We start from the raw sequence: 17,610 nt of genomic DNA on the forward strand, positions 1-17,610 counted from the left end.
GTTAGTCGTCCTCTTCCTATATGAATAGATCTTCCGCGTTGCTCCTCGCTTTTGTCTTCCTCAGCGGCTGCCAGGCCTTGGCACCCGTTTCGTCGGACGGTACGCCGCCGGTCGAAGACAGCACTCCGGCCCCTGAAAAGCCCAAGGTCTACAGCTCATTCAGTGAAGAAACCGTCTTCAGCCTGTTGAGCGCCGAACTGGCTGGCCAGCGCAATCGTTTCGACATTGCCCTGGACAACTACGTGACCCAGGCGATCAATACTCAGGATCCGGGCATCTCCGAGCGAGCATTCCGTATTGCCGAGTATCTGGGCGCCGATCAGGCCGCCCTGGACACCGCGCTGATCTGGGCGAAAAACGCGCCGCAAGACCTTGAGGCGCAACGGGCCGCTGCCGTGCAACTGGCTCGTGCCGGGCGCTATGACGACTCCATGGTCTATATGGAGAAAGTCCTGCAAGGCAAGGGCGACACGCATTTCGACTTCCTCGCCCTGTCTGCGGCCGATACCGACCAGGACACGCGCAACGGCTTGATGAAAAGTTTTGACCGTTTATTGCAGCGCCATCCGAACAACAGTCAGCTGATTTTCGGCAAAGCCTTGCTGCTGCAACAGGACGGTGATGCCAAGGGTGCGCTGAGCCTGTTGGAAGACAATCCTCCGGACGAAGGCGAAATAGCACCGATTTTGCTGCGCGCACGCCTGCTGCAGGCCCTCAGTCGTGGCGACGAAGCCTTGCCGCTGCTGCAAAAAAGCATCAAGAAATACCCGGACGACAAACGCCTGCGCCTGACTTACGCGCGCATGCTGGTTGAACAGGACCGCATGGACGACGCCAAAGCCGAGTTCTCGAGCCTGGTTCAGCAGTACCCCGAAGACGACGAGCTGCGTTATTCCCTGGCGCTGGTTTGCCTGGAAGCCAAGGCCTGGGATGAGGCCAAGGGCTATCTGGAAGACCTGATTGCCCGGGAAAGCCACGTCGATTCGGCGCACTTGAACCTCGGTCGTATCGCTGAAGAGCGCAATGACCCTCAAGGCGCGCTGATCGAGTACGCCCAGGTCGGCCCTGGCAACGATTACCTGCCGGCGCAATTGCGTCAGGCCGATATCCTGATGAATAACGGCAAGACCGCCGAAGCCCAAAGCCGTCTGGCTGCGGAGCGCGATGAGCAACCCGATTACGCGATTCAGTTGTACTTGATCGAAGCCGAAACCTTGTCTGCCAATAAACAGCCCGACAAGGCCTGGAATGTATTGAAGCAAGCCTTGCAGCAATACCCGGACGATTTGAACCTGCTGTACACCCGCGCCATGCAAGCGGAAAAACGCAATGACCTGGCGCAGATGGAAAGTGATCTGCGGCTGATCATCAAGCGCGACCCCGACAACGCGATGGCGTTGAACGCCCTCGGTTACACCCTGTCGGACCGTACGACGCGCTATGTCGAAGCCAAGGCCTTGATCGAACAGGCGCACAAGATCAATCCGGAAGACCCGGCGGTACTCGACAGCCTCGGCTGGGTGAACTTCCGCATGGGCAACCTCGACGAAGCCGAACGCCTGCTGCGCCAGGCGCTGGAGCGCTTCCCCGATCAGGAAGTCGCCGCGCACCTGGGCGAAGTCCTGTGGGCCAATGGCAAGCAACGGGAAGCCAAGCAAATCTGGAGCAAGTTCCTCAAGGAACAACCCGACAGCCCCATCCTGCGCAGCACCATCAAGCGCCTGACCGGATCAGAGACTCTTTAACATTATGTTTTTGCGCCACCTCATCGTTTTCAGTTTCATCGCCCTGCTCGCCGGTTGCGCGGGCTTCGGTGCCCGCGAATCAGTCCAGGGCAAAGGCAACACGGCCCAATGGCGCGTGTACAAACAGCAACTGACCAGCCTCGACGGCTGGCAGATCAACGGCAAGATCGGCATTCGCGCCCCGAAAGACTCGGGCAGCGGCACGTTGTTCTGGCTGCAGCGACAGGATTACTACGACATTCGCCTCTCCGGCCCCCTGGGTCGCGGCGCAGCACGCCTGACCGGCCGCCCCGGCAAGGTCTCGCTGGAAGTCGCCAACCAGGGCCGCTATGAAGCGCCTACGCCCGAAGTGTTGGTCGAAGAACAACTCGGCTGGAAGTTACCGGTGTCGAATCTGGCCTGGTGGGTTCGCGGGCTCCCGGCTCCGGACAGCAAAAGCCGTCTGACGCTGGACACTGACAGCCGCCTGGCCAACCTTGAGCAGGATGGCTGGCAAGTCGAATACCTCAGTTATGCCGAGCAAAACGGCTTTTGGCTGCCCGAGCGGATCAAACTGCATGGCACCGACCTTGATGTCACGCTGATGATCAAGGAATGGCAACCTCGCAAATTGGGGCAATGAAGATGACTGCTGCGCGCTTGACGCTGCCCTCCCCGGCCAAACTCAATCTGATGCTGCACATCCTCGGTCGCCGTGAAGACGGTTATCACGAGTTGCAGACTATTTTTCAGTTTCTCGATTACGGCGATGAGATCACCTTCGCCGTTCGTGATGACGGTGTGATTCGACTGCACACCGAATTCGAAGGCGTCCCTCACGACAGCAATCTGATTGTTCGAGCGGCAAAAAAACTTCAGGAGCAATCCGGTTGTTCGCTCGGCATCGACATCTGGATCGAAAAAATTCTTCCTATGGGCGGTGGAATTGGTGGCGGCAGTTCAAATGCCGCGACGACTTTGCTCGGTCTCAATCATCTCTGGCAACTGGGTTGGAATGAGGATCGACTGGCCGCTCTAGGCCTGACGCTGGGCGCGGACGTCCCGGTTTTCGTGCGTGGGCACGCGGCTTTTGCCGAAGGCGTGGGGGAGAAACTGACCCCTGTAGACCCCGAAGAACCGTGGTATCTCGTGCTTGTGCCGCAAGTCTCTGTAAGTACAGCAGAAATTTTTTCAGATCCGTTGTTGACACGTAACTCTTCTCCCATTAAAGTGCGCCCCGTTCCCAAGGGAAACAGTCGAAATGACTGCTTACCGGTGGTAGCAAGGCGTTACCCAGATGTACGTAACGCATTGAATTTGTTAGGTAAATTTACCGAAGCAAAACTCACCGGAACTGGAAGTTGTGTGTTTGGGGGCTTCCCAAACAAAGCTGAAGCTGATAAAGTCTCGGCCCTTCTTACAGAGACCCTTACAGGGTTTGTAGCAAAGGGAAGCAACGTTTCGATGTTGCATCGCAAGCTGCAAAGTCTGCTCTAAAAGGAATCGAGTACTGGGTACTCGTTGCAACAGATACAGGGGCGTCGCCAAGCGGTAAGGCAGCAGGTTTTGATCCTGCCATGCGTTGGTTCGAATCCAGCCGCCCCTGCCATTTTCCATACTCATCCAGGTTACCCTCAGCCTCTAGGTACTGCGCGTGTCCAAGATGATGGTCTTTACGGGGAACGCTAACCCCGATCTGGCTCGGCGTGTTGTACGTCAGCTGCATATCCCTCTCGGTGACATCTCTGTCGGTAAGTTCTCCGACGGCGAAATTACTGCCGAGATCAATGAAAACGTCCGCGGTAAAGATGTCTTCATTATTCAGCCGACTTGCGCTCCGACTAACGATAACCTGATGGAACTGGTAGTGATGGCTGATGCCTTCCGCCGCTCCTCGGCTACTCGTATCACTGCTGTTATTCCTTACTTTGGTTATGCCCGTCAGGATCGCCGTCCGCGTTCCGCACGTGTGGCTATCAGCGCGAAAGTCGTTGCTGACATGCTTACCGTAGTCGGCATCGACCGTGTTCTCACGGTTGATCTGCATGCTGACCAAATCCAGGGTTTCTTCGATATTCCGGTAGATAACATCTACGGCTCCCCGGTACTGGTGGATGACATTGAAGATCAGCGCTTCGAAAACCTGATGATCGTATCCCCAGACATTGGCGGCGTCGTGCGTGCACGTGCTGTTGCCAAATCCCTGGGCGTGGATCTCGGGATCATCGACAAACGCCGTGAGAAAGCCAATCACTCTGAAGTGATGCATATCATCGGTGATGTCGAAGGGCGCACCTGTATTCTGGTCGATGACATGGTCGATACCGCCGGCACTCTGTGCCACGCGGCCAAGGCCCTGAAAGAGCATGGCGCTGCCAAGGTTTTCGCCTACTGCACACACCCTGTGCTGTCCGGTCGGGCGATCGAAAACATCGAAAATTCAATGCTGGACGAACTGGTGGTGACTAACACCATCCCGTTGTCCGCTGCTGCTCAAGCCTGCTCGCGTATCCGTCAACTGGATATCGCGCCGGTAGTTGCCGAAGCGGTTCGCCGCATCAGCAACGAAGAATCGATCAGCGCGATGTTCCGTTAAGGGCCCTGCCCTTCTCGACCATCTCGTTGACGAAAAGCGCCCCGCCCCGGCATTCCTGTCGGGGCGGGGCTTTTTTGCCCATATCGCCTTTAGCGCTGGTCGCAAACGCTGGGGCGAATGTGGTTATTTTGGAGATACAACATGAACGAATTTACCCTGAATGCTGAAGTGCGTTCCGACCTGGGGAAAGGTGCGAGCCGCCGCCTGCGTCGTCTCGCAAGCCTGGTACCAGCTGTAGTTTACGGTGGCGAAAAAGCCCCTGAATCCATCAGCATGCTGGCTAAAGAAGTTGCCAAACTGCTCGAAAACGAAGCGGCTTACAGCCACATCATCGAGCTGAACGTTGGCGGCACCAAGCAAAACGTAATCATCAAAGCCCTGCAGCGTCACCCGGCCAAAGGCCACGTGCTGCACGCTGACTTCGTACGCGTAGTAGCTGGCCAGAAACTGACCGCTATCGTGCCTGTACACTTCGTTGGCGAAGAAGCTCCGATCAAGAAAGGCGGCGAAGTTTCGCACGTTGTTTCGGAAATCGAAGTGACCTGCCTGCCAAAAGACCTGCCTGAATTCATCGAAGTCGATCTGGCTAACGCCGAAATCGGTTCGATCATTCACCTGTCTGACCTCAAAGCCCCTAAAGGCGTTGAGTTTGTTGCTCTGGCACACGGCGATGACAAGGCTGTTGCCAACGTTCACGCTCCACGTGTTGCTCCAGAAGCTACTGAAGAAGGCGCAGCAGAGTAATTTCACTCTGTTCGCCGGAGTGACCGGAAACATCGCGGACTAGAGCGTAGCGAGAAAGCGGGCGAGATCGCGGAGTTTACATAATGGTAAATGAGCACTTGTCGTCCACTTTCGCCGCACACAACGGTCGCGGCGATGTTATCCACCACTCCAAAGAAGGGCCCCTATCGTGACTGCCATCAAACTGATCGTTGGCCTGGGAAATCCAGGCGCTGAATACGAACAGACCCGGCATAACGCAGGGGCCCTTTTTGTTGAGCGCATCGCGAACGCACAAGGCGTAAACCTTGTGGCGGATCGCAAATATTTCGGCCTGACCGGACGCTATTCGCATCAAGGTCAGGATGTTCGTCTGCTGATTCCCACCACCTACATGAACCGCAGCGGCCAGGCCGTCGCGGCACTTGCCGGATTCTTCCGCATTACGCCTGAAGAAATCCTGGTGGCGCATGACGAACTCGACCTGCCACCCGGCGTTGCCAAGCTCAAACAGGGCGGCGGCCATGGCGGGCACAACGGGTTGCGCGACATCATCGCGCAACTGGGCAATCAGAATACCTTTCACCGCTTGCGGCTTGGCATTGGCCACCCGGGCGTTGCCAGTATGGTTTCAAATTTCGTCCTGGGTCGTGCGCCACGCGCCGAACAGGAAAAACTCGATGCCAGCATCGACTTTGCCCTCGGCGTGCTGCCGGATATCCTCGCCGGGGAATGGAACCGCGCGATGAAAAACCTGCACAGCCAGAAGGCCTGACTCACTCCTCGGGGAAAACACCATGGGATTCAATTGCGGCATCGTCGGCCTGCCTAACGTCGGCAAGTCCACCCTATTCAACGCCCTGACCAAATCCGGGATCGCGGCCGAGAACTTCCCCTTCTGCACCATCGAGCCGAACACCGGTATCGTGCCGATGCCGGATCCACGTCTGGAAGCCTTGGCGGCCATCGTCAATCCAAAGCGCATCCTGCCAACCACCATGGAATTCGTCGACATCGCTGGCCTGGTTGCCGGCGCCTCGAAAGGTGAAGGCCTGGGCAACAAGTTCCTGGCCAACATCCGTGAAACCGATGCCATCGCCCACGTAGTCCGCTGCTTCGAAGACGAGAACGTGATTCACGTCTCCAACAGCGTCGACCCGAAACGCGACATCGAAATCATCGATCTGGAACTGATCTTCGCCGACCTCGACAGCTGCGAAAAGCAACTGCAGAAAGTCGCCCGCAACGCCAAGGGTGGTGACAAGGACGCCGTGGTCCAGAAAGGCCTGCTGGAGCAATTGATCGCTCACTTCACCCTCGGCAAGCCTGCTCGTACGCTGATGAAGAACATGGGCGCCGACGACAAAGCGGTGATTCGTGGTTTCCACCTGCTGACCACCAAGCCGGTCATGTACATCGCCAACGTCGCTGAAGACGGTTTCGAGAACAATCCGCTGCTGGACATCGTCAAAGCCATCGCCGAAGAAGAAGGCGCCATGGTGGTTCCGGTCTGCAACAAGATCGAAGCCGAAATCGCCGAGCTCGAAGATGGCGAAGAGAAAGATATGTTCCTCGAAGCCCTGGGTCTCGAAGAGCCTGGCCTGAACCGCGTCATCCGCGCTGGCTACGAAATGCTGCACTTGCAGACCTACTTCACCGCCGGTGTCGAAGAAGTCCGCGCCTGGACCGTCCGCGTCGGTGCTACTGCGCCACAAGCCGCTGGGGTGATCCACACCGACTTCGAAAAAGGCTTCATCCGCGCCGAAGTCATCGCTTACGACGACTTCATCCAATACAAGGGCGAAGCCGGCACCAAAGAAGCCGGTAAATGGCGTCTGGAAGGCAAGGACTACATCGTTAAAGACGGCGACGTGATGCACTTCCGTTTTAACGTGTAACTTTATTCAGAACAAAGCACTACCCAAGAAAAAGCCGCGTTTAGACGCGGCTTTTTTGTGCCTTTTTTTTCATGGATTAAACCAGCACAACACATGCTACGGCGGCTCGTTACCTCACACCTGATACTTACGCCGATTGAAGAACATCGAAGCCCCCGCCCCCACTACCGCGATTGCAAAGATCCCGACATCAATGCTGCCAATATAGGGCGGCAGCACAAACATCACGCAAAAGCCCAAACCGACCAGAGCAATACCCAGCCATTTCCTGAGTACATAGCTCCTTACGCAACTGTATAGCAGCAGCATCCCCACGCCTGCCAACGCATATTGAATGTAGAGACTCATGGGCCTATGCCCCTTGTGACTTGATGATCATGGAGGACACGGAACGCTGCGGCCCGATGCCGCCACTGACTTGAGCGTCCAGACTGACGATCACATCGCCAGCGTGATAGGTCTGACACTGAAACGGATGAGCGCTGAGGACAATGCCGTGATTGGCGGTAAATTGATTCCTGTCAAACTCCACTGTGCGCATCCTTAACGAATCCAGAAAGGCGCGAAGTGTCCATCAGGATTTGGGTTATCGCAAATCCGGATCGGTCCGCGTCAGACTTTTTTGCTCCGCGGCAGAAAGATCGCCAACACCCCAAGCAGCGGCAAGAACGAACACAAGAAATACACGTACTCAATGCCGTGAATGTCCGCCAGATGCCCAAGCAACGCCGCGCCAATCCCGCCAAAACCGAACATCAATCCGAAGAACACCCCGGCAATCATCCCGACATTTCCCGGCACCAGTTCCTGGGCATACACCACGATCGCCGAGAAAGCCGAGGCCAGGATGAAGCCGATCACGACGCTGAGGATGCTGGTCCAGAACAGGTCGACATGCGGCAGGATCAGAGTGAACGGCGCTACGCCGAGGATCGAGAACCAGATCACCGCCTTGCGCCCGATCTTGTCGCCGATCGGCCCGCCGAAGAAAGTCCCCGCCGCTACCGCGCCGAGAAACAGGAACAAGTGCAACTGTGAACTCGCTACCGACAGGTCGAATTTCTCGATGAGGTAGAAGGTGAAGTAACTGGTGAGGCTGGCCATGTAGAAATACTTGGAAAACACCAGCAGCCCGAGTACCACCAGCGCACTGATCACACGGTTTTTCGACAAACCATGTGTCGCCGCCTGGCCTTGTTTGAGTTTGAACAGGCTCAAGTGATTGGCGTACCAGCGGCTGATCCGATAAAGCACGAACAGCGCAAACACCGCGAACAGCCCGAACCAGGCGACATGGCCCTGACCGAACGGAATGATGATCGCCGCAGCCAGCAAAGGACCGAAGGCTGAGCCAGCATTGCCGCCGACCTGAAACGTCGACTGCGCCAAACCAAACCGTCCGCCCGAGGCCAGTCGTGCCACGCGAGAAGCTTCCGGGTGAAAGGTCGAAGAGCCGATACCGATCAAACCTGCAGCCAGCAAAATCAATGGAAAGGTGCCGACCACCGACATCATCAAAATGCCGATCAATGTGCAGATCGTCCCGGCCGGTAACAGCCAGGGTTTGGGGTGCCGATCAGTGTAGTAACCGACCCACGGCTGCAACAGCGAAGCCGTCAGCTGGAACGTCAAGGTGATCAGGCCAACCTGGGTGAAGGTCAGGCCGTAGCTGGCCTTGAGCATCGGATAGATCGACGGCAGCACCGACTGGATCAAGTCGTTGATCAAATGCGCCAGCGCCACGGCGCCGATGATGCGCATGACCAAAGGGCTGCTTTGTGAAGTCGCGGATGCCGGCTGCGCGCCGGTCTGGACATTGCTGATAGCCATAAGAGTTTCCATACAACAGATGGGTGCACACGGGCAGGTGCGCCAATGTGCCATTTTTCGGTGCAACCGCGCCATCCCCTTAGCCTGCTAACGACCTCGTTTTCATTGTTGAAAAGGTGATAGCGCAACGCCATGGTCTGAATCTTGCCTTGGTAATCCGCTTCAACGCGGCCCCTTACAAAGGGGACCGAGAATGGGAAGTTTCGCTACAGAGCCGGCCTACAGAGCGGGCAAGGGTGAACTTTCGAGGCCTTTTAGAAGGGCACAGGTCGCGACCGCAACGGTTGCGACGCACGCCAATGGTGCGTGGTGTCCAGAGGAGTCATGGGGCATGCAGGCTTTTTTATCACCGGGGATCGGGTTGCTGGGGCGTTTTGGCTTCGCACGCAAATTTCAGCTGTTGTTTCTGCTGTTTATCCTGCCGTTGACGGGCAGCCTGTGGATGATCGGTCAAGACTATCGCGACAAACTGAACCTGATCTCCGGCGAACGTGCCGGGGTTCGGCAACTGCTCGCCCTGGACGCTCTGGATAATCTGCTCGCCGCTCAGCGTGATCGCGCGGCTCGCTGGCGCGCCACGGAAACCAATCGTCAGCCGACACCCGCGACGATCGCGGCGATGGCGGCTTTCGATACGGTTCAGCCCGCCGTCGCCCAAGCCACCATGGACCTCGGCAACGCACTGCAAACCGAAGGCGCCGAGGGCGAAACCCTGGCCCGTTTTCAAGCGCTGCAAAGCGCCCTCAACGGCCTGGACTCGAAAAGCCTGAGCAGCGTCGGTTGGTGGCCGGACGGTTACGATCGTTTCACCAATGCCTTGAGCGCTCTGCAAGCCTTGCGCGAACAGATTGCCATGGACAATCGCCTGACGCTGGCGCCGTGGCTGGAAACCTATCTGCTGACGCAGATCTCCACGCAGCACGCGCCGGACCTGATCGAACGCGTCGGCCGTCTCGCCAGCGTTGGTCAGGCCTCTGTAGTGTCCGGGCAGTTCACCCTGCAAAGTCGTCTGCAACTGCGGGACTTGCGCAGCCGCATCGGTGACGCCCGGGAGCAACTGGTCAAAACCGCCAGCCTGCTCGAAGCGCGACTACCCAGCGCATTGCAGGCCTGGGCCGGGCAATACCATGACAGCCTCAAGCACCTGGATGCCGAGTTGAAAGTCCTCGATGACGGTGTGTTCGGCGGCAGCATCAAGCTCAAGCCGGACGAGTTCGAACGCAGCCTCGACACCCTGCTCGCCGACCTCGCTTCGCTGCGTCAGCAATCGTTGGTGTCGCTGGATCAACGTCTGGACTATTACCACGGCTCTGCCATCCGCCAGTTCATCCTGGTCGCGAGCATTTTTGGCTGCCTGCTGCTGGCCGCGCTGTACCTGTTCATCTGCTTGCAGGCCTCGATCCGTCGTAGCGCCAGCGGCATTACCCTGCTGGCCGAAGCCTTGCGCGACGGCAATCTGAGCCTGCAAGTACCGGTAGAAGGCCGCGACGAGCTGGCCGCCATCAGCACCGCCCTCAACGTCGCGGTGGTGCAACTGCGCAACAGCCTGCTGGGGGTTGATCATGAAACCTTGCAGCTGAGCAACGCGGTGCGCACCCTTAACCATCACTCCAGCGGCGCCTTGGGGGAAGTCGAAGCCCAGCAGTTGCAGATCAGCCAGATCGCCGCGGCAGCCACGCAATTGGCGGCGACCTCTCAAGGCGTCGCCCAGAGTTGCGAACAGGCCTCCGGCAGCGCTCAGCATACCCAGCGCATTGCCGCCGACAGCAGCCGTGACAGCCTGCGCACGACGGCGAGTATTCAGCAACTCAATCAGCGTTTGAACGATACCGCGGCAGCATTGGGCCGGGTCAGTGAGCAAGGACAGCAGATTCAGTTGGTGGTGGACACCATCCGCGGGGTTGCCGAGCAGACGAACTTGTTGGCACTTAATGCCGCCATCGAGGCCGCTCGCGCCGGTGAGCAAGGTCGTGGCTTTGCGGTGGTGGCCGATGAAGTGCGCAGCCTGTCGCAACGCACCCAGTCCTCCACCGCGCAGATTGCCGGGACTGTCGACAGCCTGCGCAACACCGTAAACGAAGCGGTGAGCCTGATGGAAGCCGCTTGCGGCCAGGCTCAGTCCGACGCCCAGGCCGTCACTGGCCTCGGCGAACGCCTGGGGGAAATCGCCAGTGCCGTGCAGAGCGTCACCGATACCCTGGCGCAGATCGCCACAGCGGTCGACGAGCAAGCGACCACCGCCGACGAGGTCAGCGGCAATATCCAGCAAGTCGATCAGGCGGCAGTACGCTTGCTCGAAGGCGCACGGGCGGTGAACCTGGCAGCGGACACCTTGAGCCAGGGCAGCAAGGCCTTGAGTGCCAATACCGGGAGATTTCAGCTCAGTTGACGCCCTCCCCTGGCCCGTTTTTTCGGGTCAGGCGGATAAGCGGTTGAAAGCGTAGAGAAATATTTTAGATTTACGCTTGACACATCTCCGTTACGAGCCAATAATGCGCGCCACTTGGCTACATAGCTCAGTTGGTTAGAGCATAGCATTCATAATGCTGGGGTCCGGGGTTCAAGTCCCTGTGTAGCCACCAAGTACTAAAAACGGCTTACCGAAAGGTAGGCCGTTTTTTTATGCCTCGAGAAAAGTGCTCCCTGTCCACAGGGCGGTTAGTCCCCACACTTCGCGGTTCTCTCCTACAGTTAACGCCAAAGCTAAACGCAGAGAGACCACCCTATGTACTGGGGCCTGGACGAGATCATTGTGTTTTTCATCGCGGTCGCCATTTTCTGCGTGGTGCTGGAACTCGCTTTTCGTCTCGGCCGTCATCACCGAACCCACAGCAGTGATTCGGCCCGATCCCACCTCACCGTTTTGCAAACCGCCCTCCTCGTTTTGCTCGCGTTGTTGCTGGGTTTCAACTTCGCCATGGCCACTTCACGTTTCGAAGCGCGCAAGACACTGATTCAAGATGAAGTCACGGTAATCGGCTCGACCTATCTGCGAGCGAAGTTGCTGCCGCCTGACCTGCGCGGGAAGGTGACAGCGCTGCTCAAGGAGTATGTCTCGGCGCGGATTGAGTACCTGCGCGCCGGCACGGACGAGAAACTGCTGAAGGCGGCCAGCGCATCGTCGCGGACGATCGAGGACCAGTTATGGAATCTGGCCACCGCCGCCGAGGCCCAGGGCGAAGCGACAGCCGCCATGAACCTGATGATCCAGTCGTTGACCGACGTCTACAGTGTCAATGAAAAGCGTCGCGCCGAGCAGGACAATCATGTCCCGGCAACCGTCATCAATCTGCTGTTCGTGGTGGCCATCGGCGCGTTGGGTTTGATCGCTTACAGCTATGGCCTGGGCCACCGTCGACGGCACGGCTCGACGGCCATCTTCGCGGTGCTGATTGCCATGGTCTTCACCCTCATCCTCGACCTGGATCAGCCCCGCAGCGGCTTCATCCGCGTAGGCGAAGAAAGCCTGCTGCGGTTGCAGGAGAATTTGAACCGCACGAGTTCGGGCAAAGAGAGGCCACGTCCGCGCCAATCCCGTCAGGAACGCATTGCCGACAATGTTGGTAACGCCCACCCCCAGATCTGCCAGGTCCGCAGCCAGACCATCGCCTGCCAGTCACTGTCGGCGGGATAGAGCTGCTCAATCAGATTCAGTTTGATACGTCCCGCACTCGATCACAAAGTGGCATCGACCGCACCTGCGGCAGCGCGCGTGGTTTGCGTCGCTTCCGTTCGGCCGATAAAGTCCCCTGATCTTTCCCACGGACGGAGTGCCCCCACGTGTTCTCAGCCTTTCACTTGAGCCGCTATCGCCTGTCAGCCTTTTCGCTGATCGCCGCAGCTTTAACCCTCGCAGCCTGTAGCGCCCCGACCACTTCAACGTTGCCTGTCGCGCCCGAAGCCGCGTCAGGTTATCGCGCCGACCTGCAGACCCAATACGCCTCGAAACACATGGCAGCCGCGGCCAATCCGCTGGCGGCCGAGGCTGGGCGGGAGATGTTGCGTCAGGGTGGTTCGGCAATCGATGCCGCGATTGCGATGCAAGCCGTGCTGACCCTGGTCGAGCCACAATCTTCAGGCATTGGCGGTGGTGCATTTATCGTGCTTTGGGATGGCAAGGCGGTGCGCACTTATGACGGTCGCGAAACCGCTCCGGCCGGAGCCACCGAGAAGCTGTTCCTGCAAGCCGACGGTAAACCGATGCCGTTCACCCAGGCGCAGATTGGCGGTCGTTCAGTCGGGACACCGGGCGTGATGCGGGCCCTTGAGTTGGCCCATCAGAAACACGGTCGTCTGCCGTGGGCGCGGCTGTTCGAACCGGCGATCAAACTCGCGGATCAAGGTTTCGCCATCTCGCCACGCCTACACCAGTTGATCGCTTCGGATTCGTCCATTCGACGCTCGCCGGACATGGCCGCCTACTTCCTGAATGCCGATGGCAGCCCGAAAGCCGCAGGCACGCAATTGAAAAACCCGGCGCTGGCGGCTGTGTTCAAACGCATTGCCAAGGAAGGACCGGATGCGTTGTACAAAGGCACCGTCGCACAAGAGATCGTCGCCAAGGTTCAGGGCCACGCCAACCCGGGCAGCCTGTCGTTGAACGACCTCAACGGCTACAGCGCCAAGGAGCGCGCGCCGCTGTGCACCGACTACAAACGCTGGCAGGTCTGCGGCATGCCGCCACCGTCGTCGGGCGGAATTGCCGTGGCGCAGATCCTCGGCACCTTGCAGGCCCTGGAAACCCGTGACCCGCGTTTTGCGCTGGCGCCGCTCAAACCGATCAAGACCAACAAACCTGCGGGCATCGAACCAGCGCCTGAAGCCGTGCACCTGATCTCCGAGGCCGAGCGCCTGGCTTACGCCGACCGCGCGCTGTACGTGGCCGACGCAGACTTCGTGCCCGTCCCCGTCAAAGGTCTGGTGGCCCCTGCGTATCTGGCCGACCGCGCGGCCCTGATCGGCGATCGCAGCATGGGCACGGCCAAACCCGGCACCCCGCCGGGCATTCAGGTCGCCTACGCACCGGACCGCTCGCCGCTGCGCATCTCCACCTCGCAAGTGGTGGCGGTGGATGACGAAGGCGGCGCCGTGTCCATGACCACCACCGTGGAGTCCGCGTTTGGCTCGCACCTGATGGTTCAGGGTTTCCTGCTCAACAACCAGATGACCGACTTCTCGTTCATCCCCGAAGAGAATGGCCAAAAGGTTGCCAACCGCGTCGAACCCGGCAAACGCCCCCGCTCCTCCATGGCTCCGACCCTGATTTTCGACCGTCAGAGCGGCGAATTCCTCGCCACCATTGGCTCCCCCGGCGGCTCGCAGATCATCGAATACGTCGCCAAATCCACCATCGGCCTGCTCGACTGGAACCTCGACCCACAAACCGCCATCAGCCTGCCCAACTTCGGCAGCCGCAACGGCCCGACCGAACTGGAACAGGGGCAGTTCAGCCCGGCGCTGATTCAAACGCTGAAAGACAAAGGCCACAGCGTGAACGAGATCGACATGACCAGCGGGACCCAGGCGATTGTGCGGGTCAAGGACGCGCAAGGGAAAACGTCGCTGGCGGGCGGGGCCGATCCGCGGCGTGAGGGGGCGGCGTTGGGGGATTGAGTCTTACGTGGTAAATGAGCAAGGGCTTACCGGGAGGTAGGCCCTTTTTTACGCCTGATAAACCTGATTCAGCCTAGCGAGAGATCTTCAGCGCCTGTCGCGCCTGATGCTTCTCCAGCGCGAGGTCGATCAATCGGCTGACCAACTCGCTGTACGTCATACCGGCGGCCTGCCATAGCTTGGGGTACATGCTGATGCGGGTGAAGCCGGGCAACGAGTTGATCTCGTTGATCAGCACTTCGCCGCTGTCGGTCAGGAACACGTCGACCCGCGCCAGCCCGGAACAACCCAACACCTGGAATGCCTCGACGGCCAGGGCACGGATGCGTTCACTGGCTTCGATGCTGATGTTTGCCGGCACCACCACTTCCGCCGCTTGAGCGTCAATGTATTTGCTGTCGTAGGAATAGAATCCGCTGCGCACCACGATTTCGCCGCAACCGCTGGCGATGGCGTCATCGTTGCCGAGTACCGCGCACTCAATTTCGCGACCACGGACGGCGGATTCGACCAGTACTTTCTCATCGAAACCCAAGGCCAGCTCCACTGCTGCCGCGTACTCGATTTCGTCATTCACCTTGCTGACGCCCACGGAAGATCCCTGGTTCGCCGGTTTGACGAACAGCGGCAAGCCGAGTTTGCCTTGCACCTCGGCGAACCCGGTGCGCGCTGCGGTGGCGCGGGTCAGGGTGACGAACGGCGTAACCGCCAACCCGGCGTCACGCAGCAGGCGCTTGCTGATGTCCTTGTCCATGCAGACGGCCGAACCAAGCACATCGGAGCCGACAAACGGCAGATCGGCCATGCGCAGCAAGCCTTGCAGGCAACCGTCTTCGCCCAGGGTGCCGTGGACGATCGGGAAGATCACATCGACGTGTCCCAGCATTTCCTGACTGGAGGTTTCCACCAATTGTTGACTGGCCTTGCCCGGCACGACGGCCAGTTCGCGGTTGGATTGGTTGAGGGCGATCAGCGCCGGGTTTTCCTGGTTGAGCAGGAAATTCGAAGGGTCATTCAGGTGCCAGTGGCCTTGCTTGTCGATGCCGATCAGCACCGGCTCGAAGCGCGAACGGTCCAGCGCATCGACGATGTTTTTCGCCGATTGCAGCGACACTTCGTGTTCAGCCGAACGGCCGCCAAAAATAATACCTACCCGCAGTTTGCTCATTCAGAACTCCTCAACGATTGGCCACCAGATGCGCGCCGAACAGCAGATAGCAACTGCCGGCGAAGCGATCCAGCCATTTACGCGAACGATCATAAGCACCCGCCACCCGCCGGCTGGCGAACAGCAGCGCCACGCTGCAATACCAACTGAATGACAAGGTCGCCATGGTCAGCACGGCCAGCGCCAGCAACATCGGTGGCGGCGAGGCCGGCATGGCCGTAGCGAAAATTGTCGCAACGAACAGCGCGGCCTTGGGATTGGTCATGTTGCCCACAAAGCCCCGGCCATAAGCCGAGAGCAGCGTGCGACCGGCGACATTCAGCGAGCCGTTATCGCCCGGCACACTCGGTGGTTTGCGTTTGAACTGCTTCAAACCCAGATAGATCAGGTAACAACCGCCGGCAATCTTGAAGCTCAGGTAGAGCGTCGGCGCTGCGCTGAACAGCGACTTGATGCCCAGACCACCCGCCAACCCCCAAAGCACCGTGCCCGTGGCCACGCCGAGTGCGGCGACGACCCCGTGGCGCCGGGAGCAACTGGCAGCCAGTTGCGCGGTGTTGAAGAAGTTCGGCCCCGGCGTCACCACCGCAACCGTCCACAACAGCGCCAATGACAACAACGGGGCAGCGTAGCTCAGGTGGGATATTTCCATGATGTGGAGCGCCTTCGTGGCTTAAAAACATGCAACACCTTGCAACATTAGTCGGGTTATTTCTACCGGCCGGGTGATTCGATCGGCAGCAGACAGGCGGTTGGTCAGTGGGGTAACGTGTTCAGCATTGAGTTCAAGGCAACACCACCATGGCCAAGCACACGCCTCCCATCGATTGGTTCCACCGCGCGCCCGACGTTGGCGGGCTTCAGCGTTTCGAGGCGTTTTTTGCCGGACACGGCTACGACCTTCACCGTCACGATACCTACGCCATTGGCCATACACTGGCCGGGGTGCAGAGTTTTCAGTACCGCGGTGGCTGGCGCCACAGTCTGCCGGGCGGGACCATGGTGCTGCACCCGGACGAAGTTCACGATGGCGAAGCCGGCACCGAGACCGGGTTCCAGTACCGAATGATGTACATCGAACCGGCGCTGATCCAGCAAATGCTCGGCGGCCAGCCGTTGCCGTTTATCAAGACTGGCCTGTCAGCCGATCCACGTTTGTTCACCGCCACCGCCGTGCTGCTGCGAAGCCTCGATTGCCCCCTCGAACCTCTGGAAGAGCAAGACGCGCTGTTCGATCTGGCCCAAGCCTTGAACAGCGTTTCCGGCGTGCCTGCCACACGCCAGAGCTTCGACTACGTGGCCGCCGAACGCGCGCGCGAATTCATCCACAGCGCACTGGATCGCACCGTGACGCTGGAAGAACTGGCGCAACACAGCGGCCGCGATCGCTGGAGTCTGTCGCGGGATTTTCGCCTGTTGTTCGGCACCAGCCCTTATCGATACCTGACCATGCGCCGCCTCGACCTGGTCCGCTCGCTGTTGATCCAGGGCCAGTCACTGGTCAGCGCCGCGCTGATCGCCGGCTTCACCGATCAGAGCCACATGACCCGGCAATTCAGCAAAACCTACGGCTTGTCGCCGGCACGCTGGATGAAAATGCACCGCCGCTGAGCCACGCACAATCGTTCAAGAAGCTCACCGATACGCCGGCTATCGTGGATGCACGATCAAACCACGAGAGCTGCTGCATGAACGCTTACGAAAGCCTTAATTTCGCTGAGAAAATTTCCAGGATCGGGCCGTACTGGACGCCCAGGGTCATCGCCGAAATGAACGACTACCAGTTCAAGGTGGTGAAGCTGCTGGGGGATTTCATCTGGCACGATCACCAGGATACCGACGAAACCTTCATCGTCCTCGAAGGACAATTGCGGATCGACTTTCGCGATGGCCACGTGCTGGTGAACGCCGGCGAAATGTATGTGGTGTCAAAAGGTGTCGAGCACAAACCGTTCGCCGAGCAGGAGGTGAAACTCCTGCTGATCGAGCCCAAGGGTGTGCTGAACACCGGGAGCGAAGGTGGCGAGCGCACTGCGCAAAATGACGTTTGGGTGTGAA

16 protein-coding genes, 2 tRNA genes and 1 pseudogene are annotated in these 17,610 nt (G+C 59.0%); 13 read left to right on the plus strand and 6 right to left on the minus strand.

All coding sequences use genetic code 11. The features are described 5' to 3' along the window. Positions 1-20 precede the first annotated feature (20 nt). From ACQ4OB_RS01935 to ychF, 8 genes are all read left to right on the plus strand, one after another. Positions 21-1,745 (plus strand): tetratricopeptide repeat protein, encoded by a 1,725-nt coding sequence (locus ACQ4OB_RS01935; RefSeq protein WP_074880251.1) that lies wholly within the window; start codon positions 21-23, stop codon positions 1,743-1,745. A 4-nt stretch (positions 1,746-1,749) separates the two neighbouring features. After that, a complete protein-coding gene (lolB, locus tag ACQ4OB_RS01940; protein WP_430955016.1) occupies positions 1,750-2,367 on the plus strand; it encodes a lipoprotein insertase outer membrane protein LolB in 618 nt (205 codons plus the stop codon). Positions 2,368-2,369: 2 nt separating this feature from the next. Next, on the plus strand, positions 2,370-3,221 hold the full coding sequence (gene ispE, locus ACQ4OB_RS01945; protein ID WP_074880862.1) for a 4-(cytidine 5'-diphospho)-2-C-methyl-D-erythritol kinase: 852 nt from the start codon (positions 2,370-2,372) through the stop codon (positions 3,219-3,221). Between the two features lie 37 nt (positions 3,222-3,258). After that, positions 3,259-3,333: transfer RNA gene (locus ACQ4OB_RS01950), tRNA-Gln, on the plus strand. A gap of 45 nt (positions 3,334-3,378) precedes the next feature. Then, positions 3,379-4,320: a ribose-phosphate pyrophosphokinase gene (locus tag ACQ4OB_RS01955; protein ID WP_003208392.1), complete on the plus strand. Its 942-nt coding sequence runs from the start codon at positions 3,379-3,381 to the stop codon at positions 4,318-4,320. Positions 4,321-4,461: 141 nt separating this feature from the next. Then, positions 4,462-5,064 carry a 50S ribosomal protein L25/general stress protein Ctc gene (locus ACQ4OB_RS01960; RefSeq protein ID WP_074880258.1) on the plus strand — a complete coding sequence of 201 codons (603 nt, stop codon included), beginning with the start codon at positions 4,462-4,464 and terminating at the stop codon, positions 5,062-5,064. 169 nt (positions 5,065-5,233) lie between these two features. Then, a complete protein-coding gene (gene pth, locus ACQ4OB_RS01965) occupies positions 5,234-5,818 on the plus strand; it encodes an aminoacyl-tRNA hydrolase (RefSeq protein WP_008153430.1) in 585 nt (194 codons plus the stop codon). A gap of 22 nt (positions 5,819-5,840) precedes the next feature. Further along, a complete protein-coding gene (ychF, locus tag ACQ4OB_RS01970; protein WP_008011955.1) occupies positions 5,841-6,941 on the plus strand; it encodes a redox-regulated ATPase YchF in 1,101 nt (366 codons plus the stop codon). Positions 6,942-7,055: 114 nt separating this feature from the next. Here ychF and ACQ4OB_RS01975 read toward each other — a convergent pair whose 3' ends face one another. The 3 genes from ACQ4OB_RS01975 to ACQ4OB_RS01985 form a co-directional block, all read right to left on the minus strand. Next, complete coding sequence (locus ACQ4OB_RS01975; RefSeq protein ID WP_430955017.1) at positions 7,056-7,289, minus strand: hypothetical protein; 234 nt, start codon at positions 7,287-7,289, stop codon at positions 7,056-7,058. Positions 7,290-7,293: 4 nt separating this feature from the next. Next, entirely contained in the window at positions 7,294-7,473 is a 180-nt protein-coding gene (locus ACQ4OB_RS01980; RefSeq protein ID WP_430955028.1) for a hypothetical protein, read from the minus strand. 80 nt (positions 7,474-7,553) lie between these two features. Continuing rightward, positions 7,554-8,771: an MFS transporter gene (locus ACQ4OB_RS01985; RefSeq protein WP_430955018.1), complete on the minus strand. Its 1,218-nt coding sequence runs from the start codon at positions 8,769-8,771 to the stop codon at positions 7,554-7,556. 331 nt (positions 8,772-9,102) lie between these two features. Here ACQ4OB_RS01985 and ACQ4OB_RS01990 point away from each other — a divergent pair, with 331 nt between their 5' ends. Both ACQ4OB_RS01990 and ACQ4OB_RS01995 read left to right on the plus strand, forming a co-directional pair. After that, entirely contained in the window at positions 9,103-11,160 is a 2,058-nt protein-coding gene (locus ACQ4OB_RS01990) for a methyl-accepting chemotaxis protein (protein WP_074880273.1), read from the plus strand. A 116-nt stretch (positions 11,161-11,276) separates the two neighbouring features. Continuing rightward, positions 11,277-11,353: transfer RNA gene (locus ACQ4OB_RS01995), tRNA-Met, on the plus strand. Between the two features lie 955 nt (positions 11,354-12,308). On the opposite strand, the pseudogene ACQ4OB_RS02000 reads toward ACQ4OB_RS01995, so the two are convergent. Beyond that, positions 12,309-12,431: pseudogene (locus tag ACQ4OB_RS02000) on the minus strand (DUF2817 domain-containing protein); the annotation flags it as partial. A 120-nt stretch (positions 12,432-12,551) separates the two neighbouring features. Between ACQ4OB_RS02000 and ggt the strand changes: the two are divergent. After that, complete coding sequence (gene ggt / locus ACQ4OB_RS02005) at positions 12,552-14,384, plus strand: gamma-glutamyltransferase (protein ID WP_430955019.1); 1,833 nt, start codon at positions 12,552-12,554, stop codon at positions 14,382-14,384. Between the two features lie 73 nt (positions 14,385-14,457). Here ggt and ddlA read toward each other — a convergent pair whose 3' ends face one another. Both ddlA and ACQ4OB_RS02015 read right to left on the minus strand, forming a co-directional pair. Further along, positions 14,458-15,552 carry a D-alanine--D-alanine ligase gene (ddlA, locus tag ACQ4OB_RS02010; RefSeq protein ID WP_074880282.1) on the minus strand — a complete coding sequence of 365 codons (1,095 nt, stop codon included), beginning with the start codon at positions 15,550-15,552 and terminating at the stop codon, positions 14,458-14,460. 10 nt (positions 15,553-15,562) lie between these two features. Next, positions 15,563-16,204, minus strand: a complete 642-nt coding sequence (locus tag ACQ4OB_RS02015) for a LysE family translocator (protein WP_076029765.1) — start codon at positions 16,202-16,204, stop codon at positions 15,563-15,565. Positions 16,205-16,353: 149 nt separating this feature from the next. Between ACQ4OB_RS02015 and ACQ4OB_RS02020 the strand changes: the two genes are divergently transcribed. Both ACQ4OB_RS02020 and ACQ4OB_RS02025 read left to right on the plus strand, forming a co-directional pair. Continuing rightward, positions 16,354-17,163: an AraC family transcriptional regulator gene (locus ACQ4OB_RS02020; RefSeq protein ID WP_076029764.1), complete on the plus strand. Its 810-nt coding sequence runs from the start codon at positions 16,354-16,356 to the stop codon at positions 17,161-17,163. A 77-nt stretch (positions 17,164-17,240) separates the two neighbouring features. Continuing rightward, the gene (locus ACQ4OB_RS02025) at positions 17,241-17,609 is read left to right on the plus strand and encodes a cupin domain-containing protein (RefSeq protein WP_074880288.1); all 369 of its coding nucleotides are present in this window, start codon (positions 17,241-17,243) and stop codon (positions 17,607-17,609) included. Position 17,610 lies beyond the last annotated feature (1 nt).

The sequence above is a fragment of the Pseudomonas sp. ES4 genome (assembly GCF_050586665.1).
GTDB lineage: Bacteria > Pseudomonadota > Gammaproteobacteria > Pseudomonadales > Pseudomonadaceae > Aquipseudomonas > Aquipseudomonas frederiksbergensis.

What these genes read in the sequence shown, in the direction of transcription:
- ychF (WP_008011955.1), top strand. Translation starts at nt 5,841, where the DNA reads ATGGGATTCAATTGCGGCATCGTCGGCCTGCCTAACGTCGGCAAGTCC.
- ACQ4OB_RS02020 (WP_076029764.1), top strand. Translation starts at nt 16,354, where the DNA reads ATGGCCAAGCACACGCCTCCCATCGATTGGTTCCACCGCGCGCCCGAC.
- ACQ4OB_RS01975 (WP_430955017.1), bottom strand. Translation starts at nt 7,289, where the DNA reads ATGAGTCTCTACATTCAATATGCGTTGGCAGGCGTGGGGATGCTGCTG.
- ACQ4OB_RS02015 (WP_076029765.1), bottom strand. Translation starts at nt 16,204, where the DNA reads ATGGAAATATCCCACCTGAGCTACGCTGCCCCGTTGTTGTCATTGGCG.
- ddlA (WP_074880282.1), bottom strand. Translation starts at nt 15,552, where the DNA reads ATGAGCAAACTGCGGGTAGGTATTATTTTTGGCGGCCGTTCGGCTGAA.
- ACQ4OB_RS01985 (WP_430955018.1), bottom strand. Translation starts at nt 8,771, where the DNA reads ATGGCTATCAGCAATGTCCAGACCGGCGCGCAGCCGGCATCCGCGACT.
- ACQ4OB_RS01935 (WP_074880251.1), top strand. Translation starts at nt 21, where the DNA reads ATGAATAGATCTTCCGCGTTGCTCCTCGCTTTTGTCTTCCTCAGCGGC.
- ispE (WP_074880862.1), top strand. Translation starts at nt 2,370, where the DNA reads ATGACTGCTGCGCGCTTGACGCTGCCCTCCCCGGCCAAACTCAATCTG.
- lolB (WP_430955016.1), top strand. Translation starts at nt 1,750, where the DNA reads ATGTTTTTGCGCCACCTCATCGTTTTCAGTTTCATCGCCCTGCTCGCC.
- ACQ4OB_RS02025 (WP_074880288.1), top strand. Translation starts at nt 17,241, where the DNA reads ATGAACGCTTACGAAAGCCTTAATTTCGCTGAGAAAATTTCCAGGATC.
- ACQ4OB_RS01990 (WP_074880273.1), top strand. Translation starts at nt 9,103, where the DNA reads ATGCAGGCTTTTTTATCACCGGGGATCGGGTTGCTGGGGCGTTTTGGC.
- ACQ4OB_RS01960 (WP_074880258.1), top strand. Translation starts at nt 4,462, where the DNA reads ATGAACGAATTTACCCTGAATGCTGAAGTGCGTTCCGACCTGGGGAAA.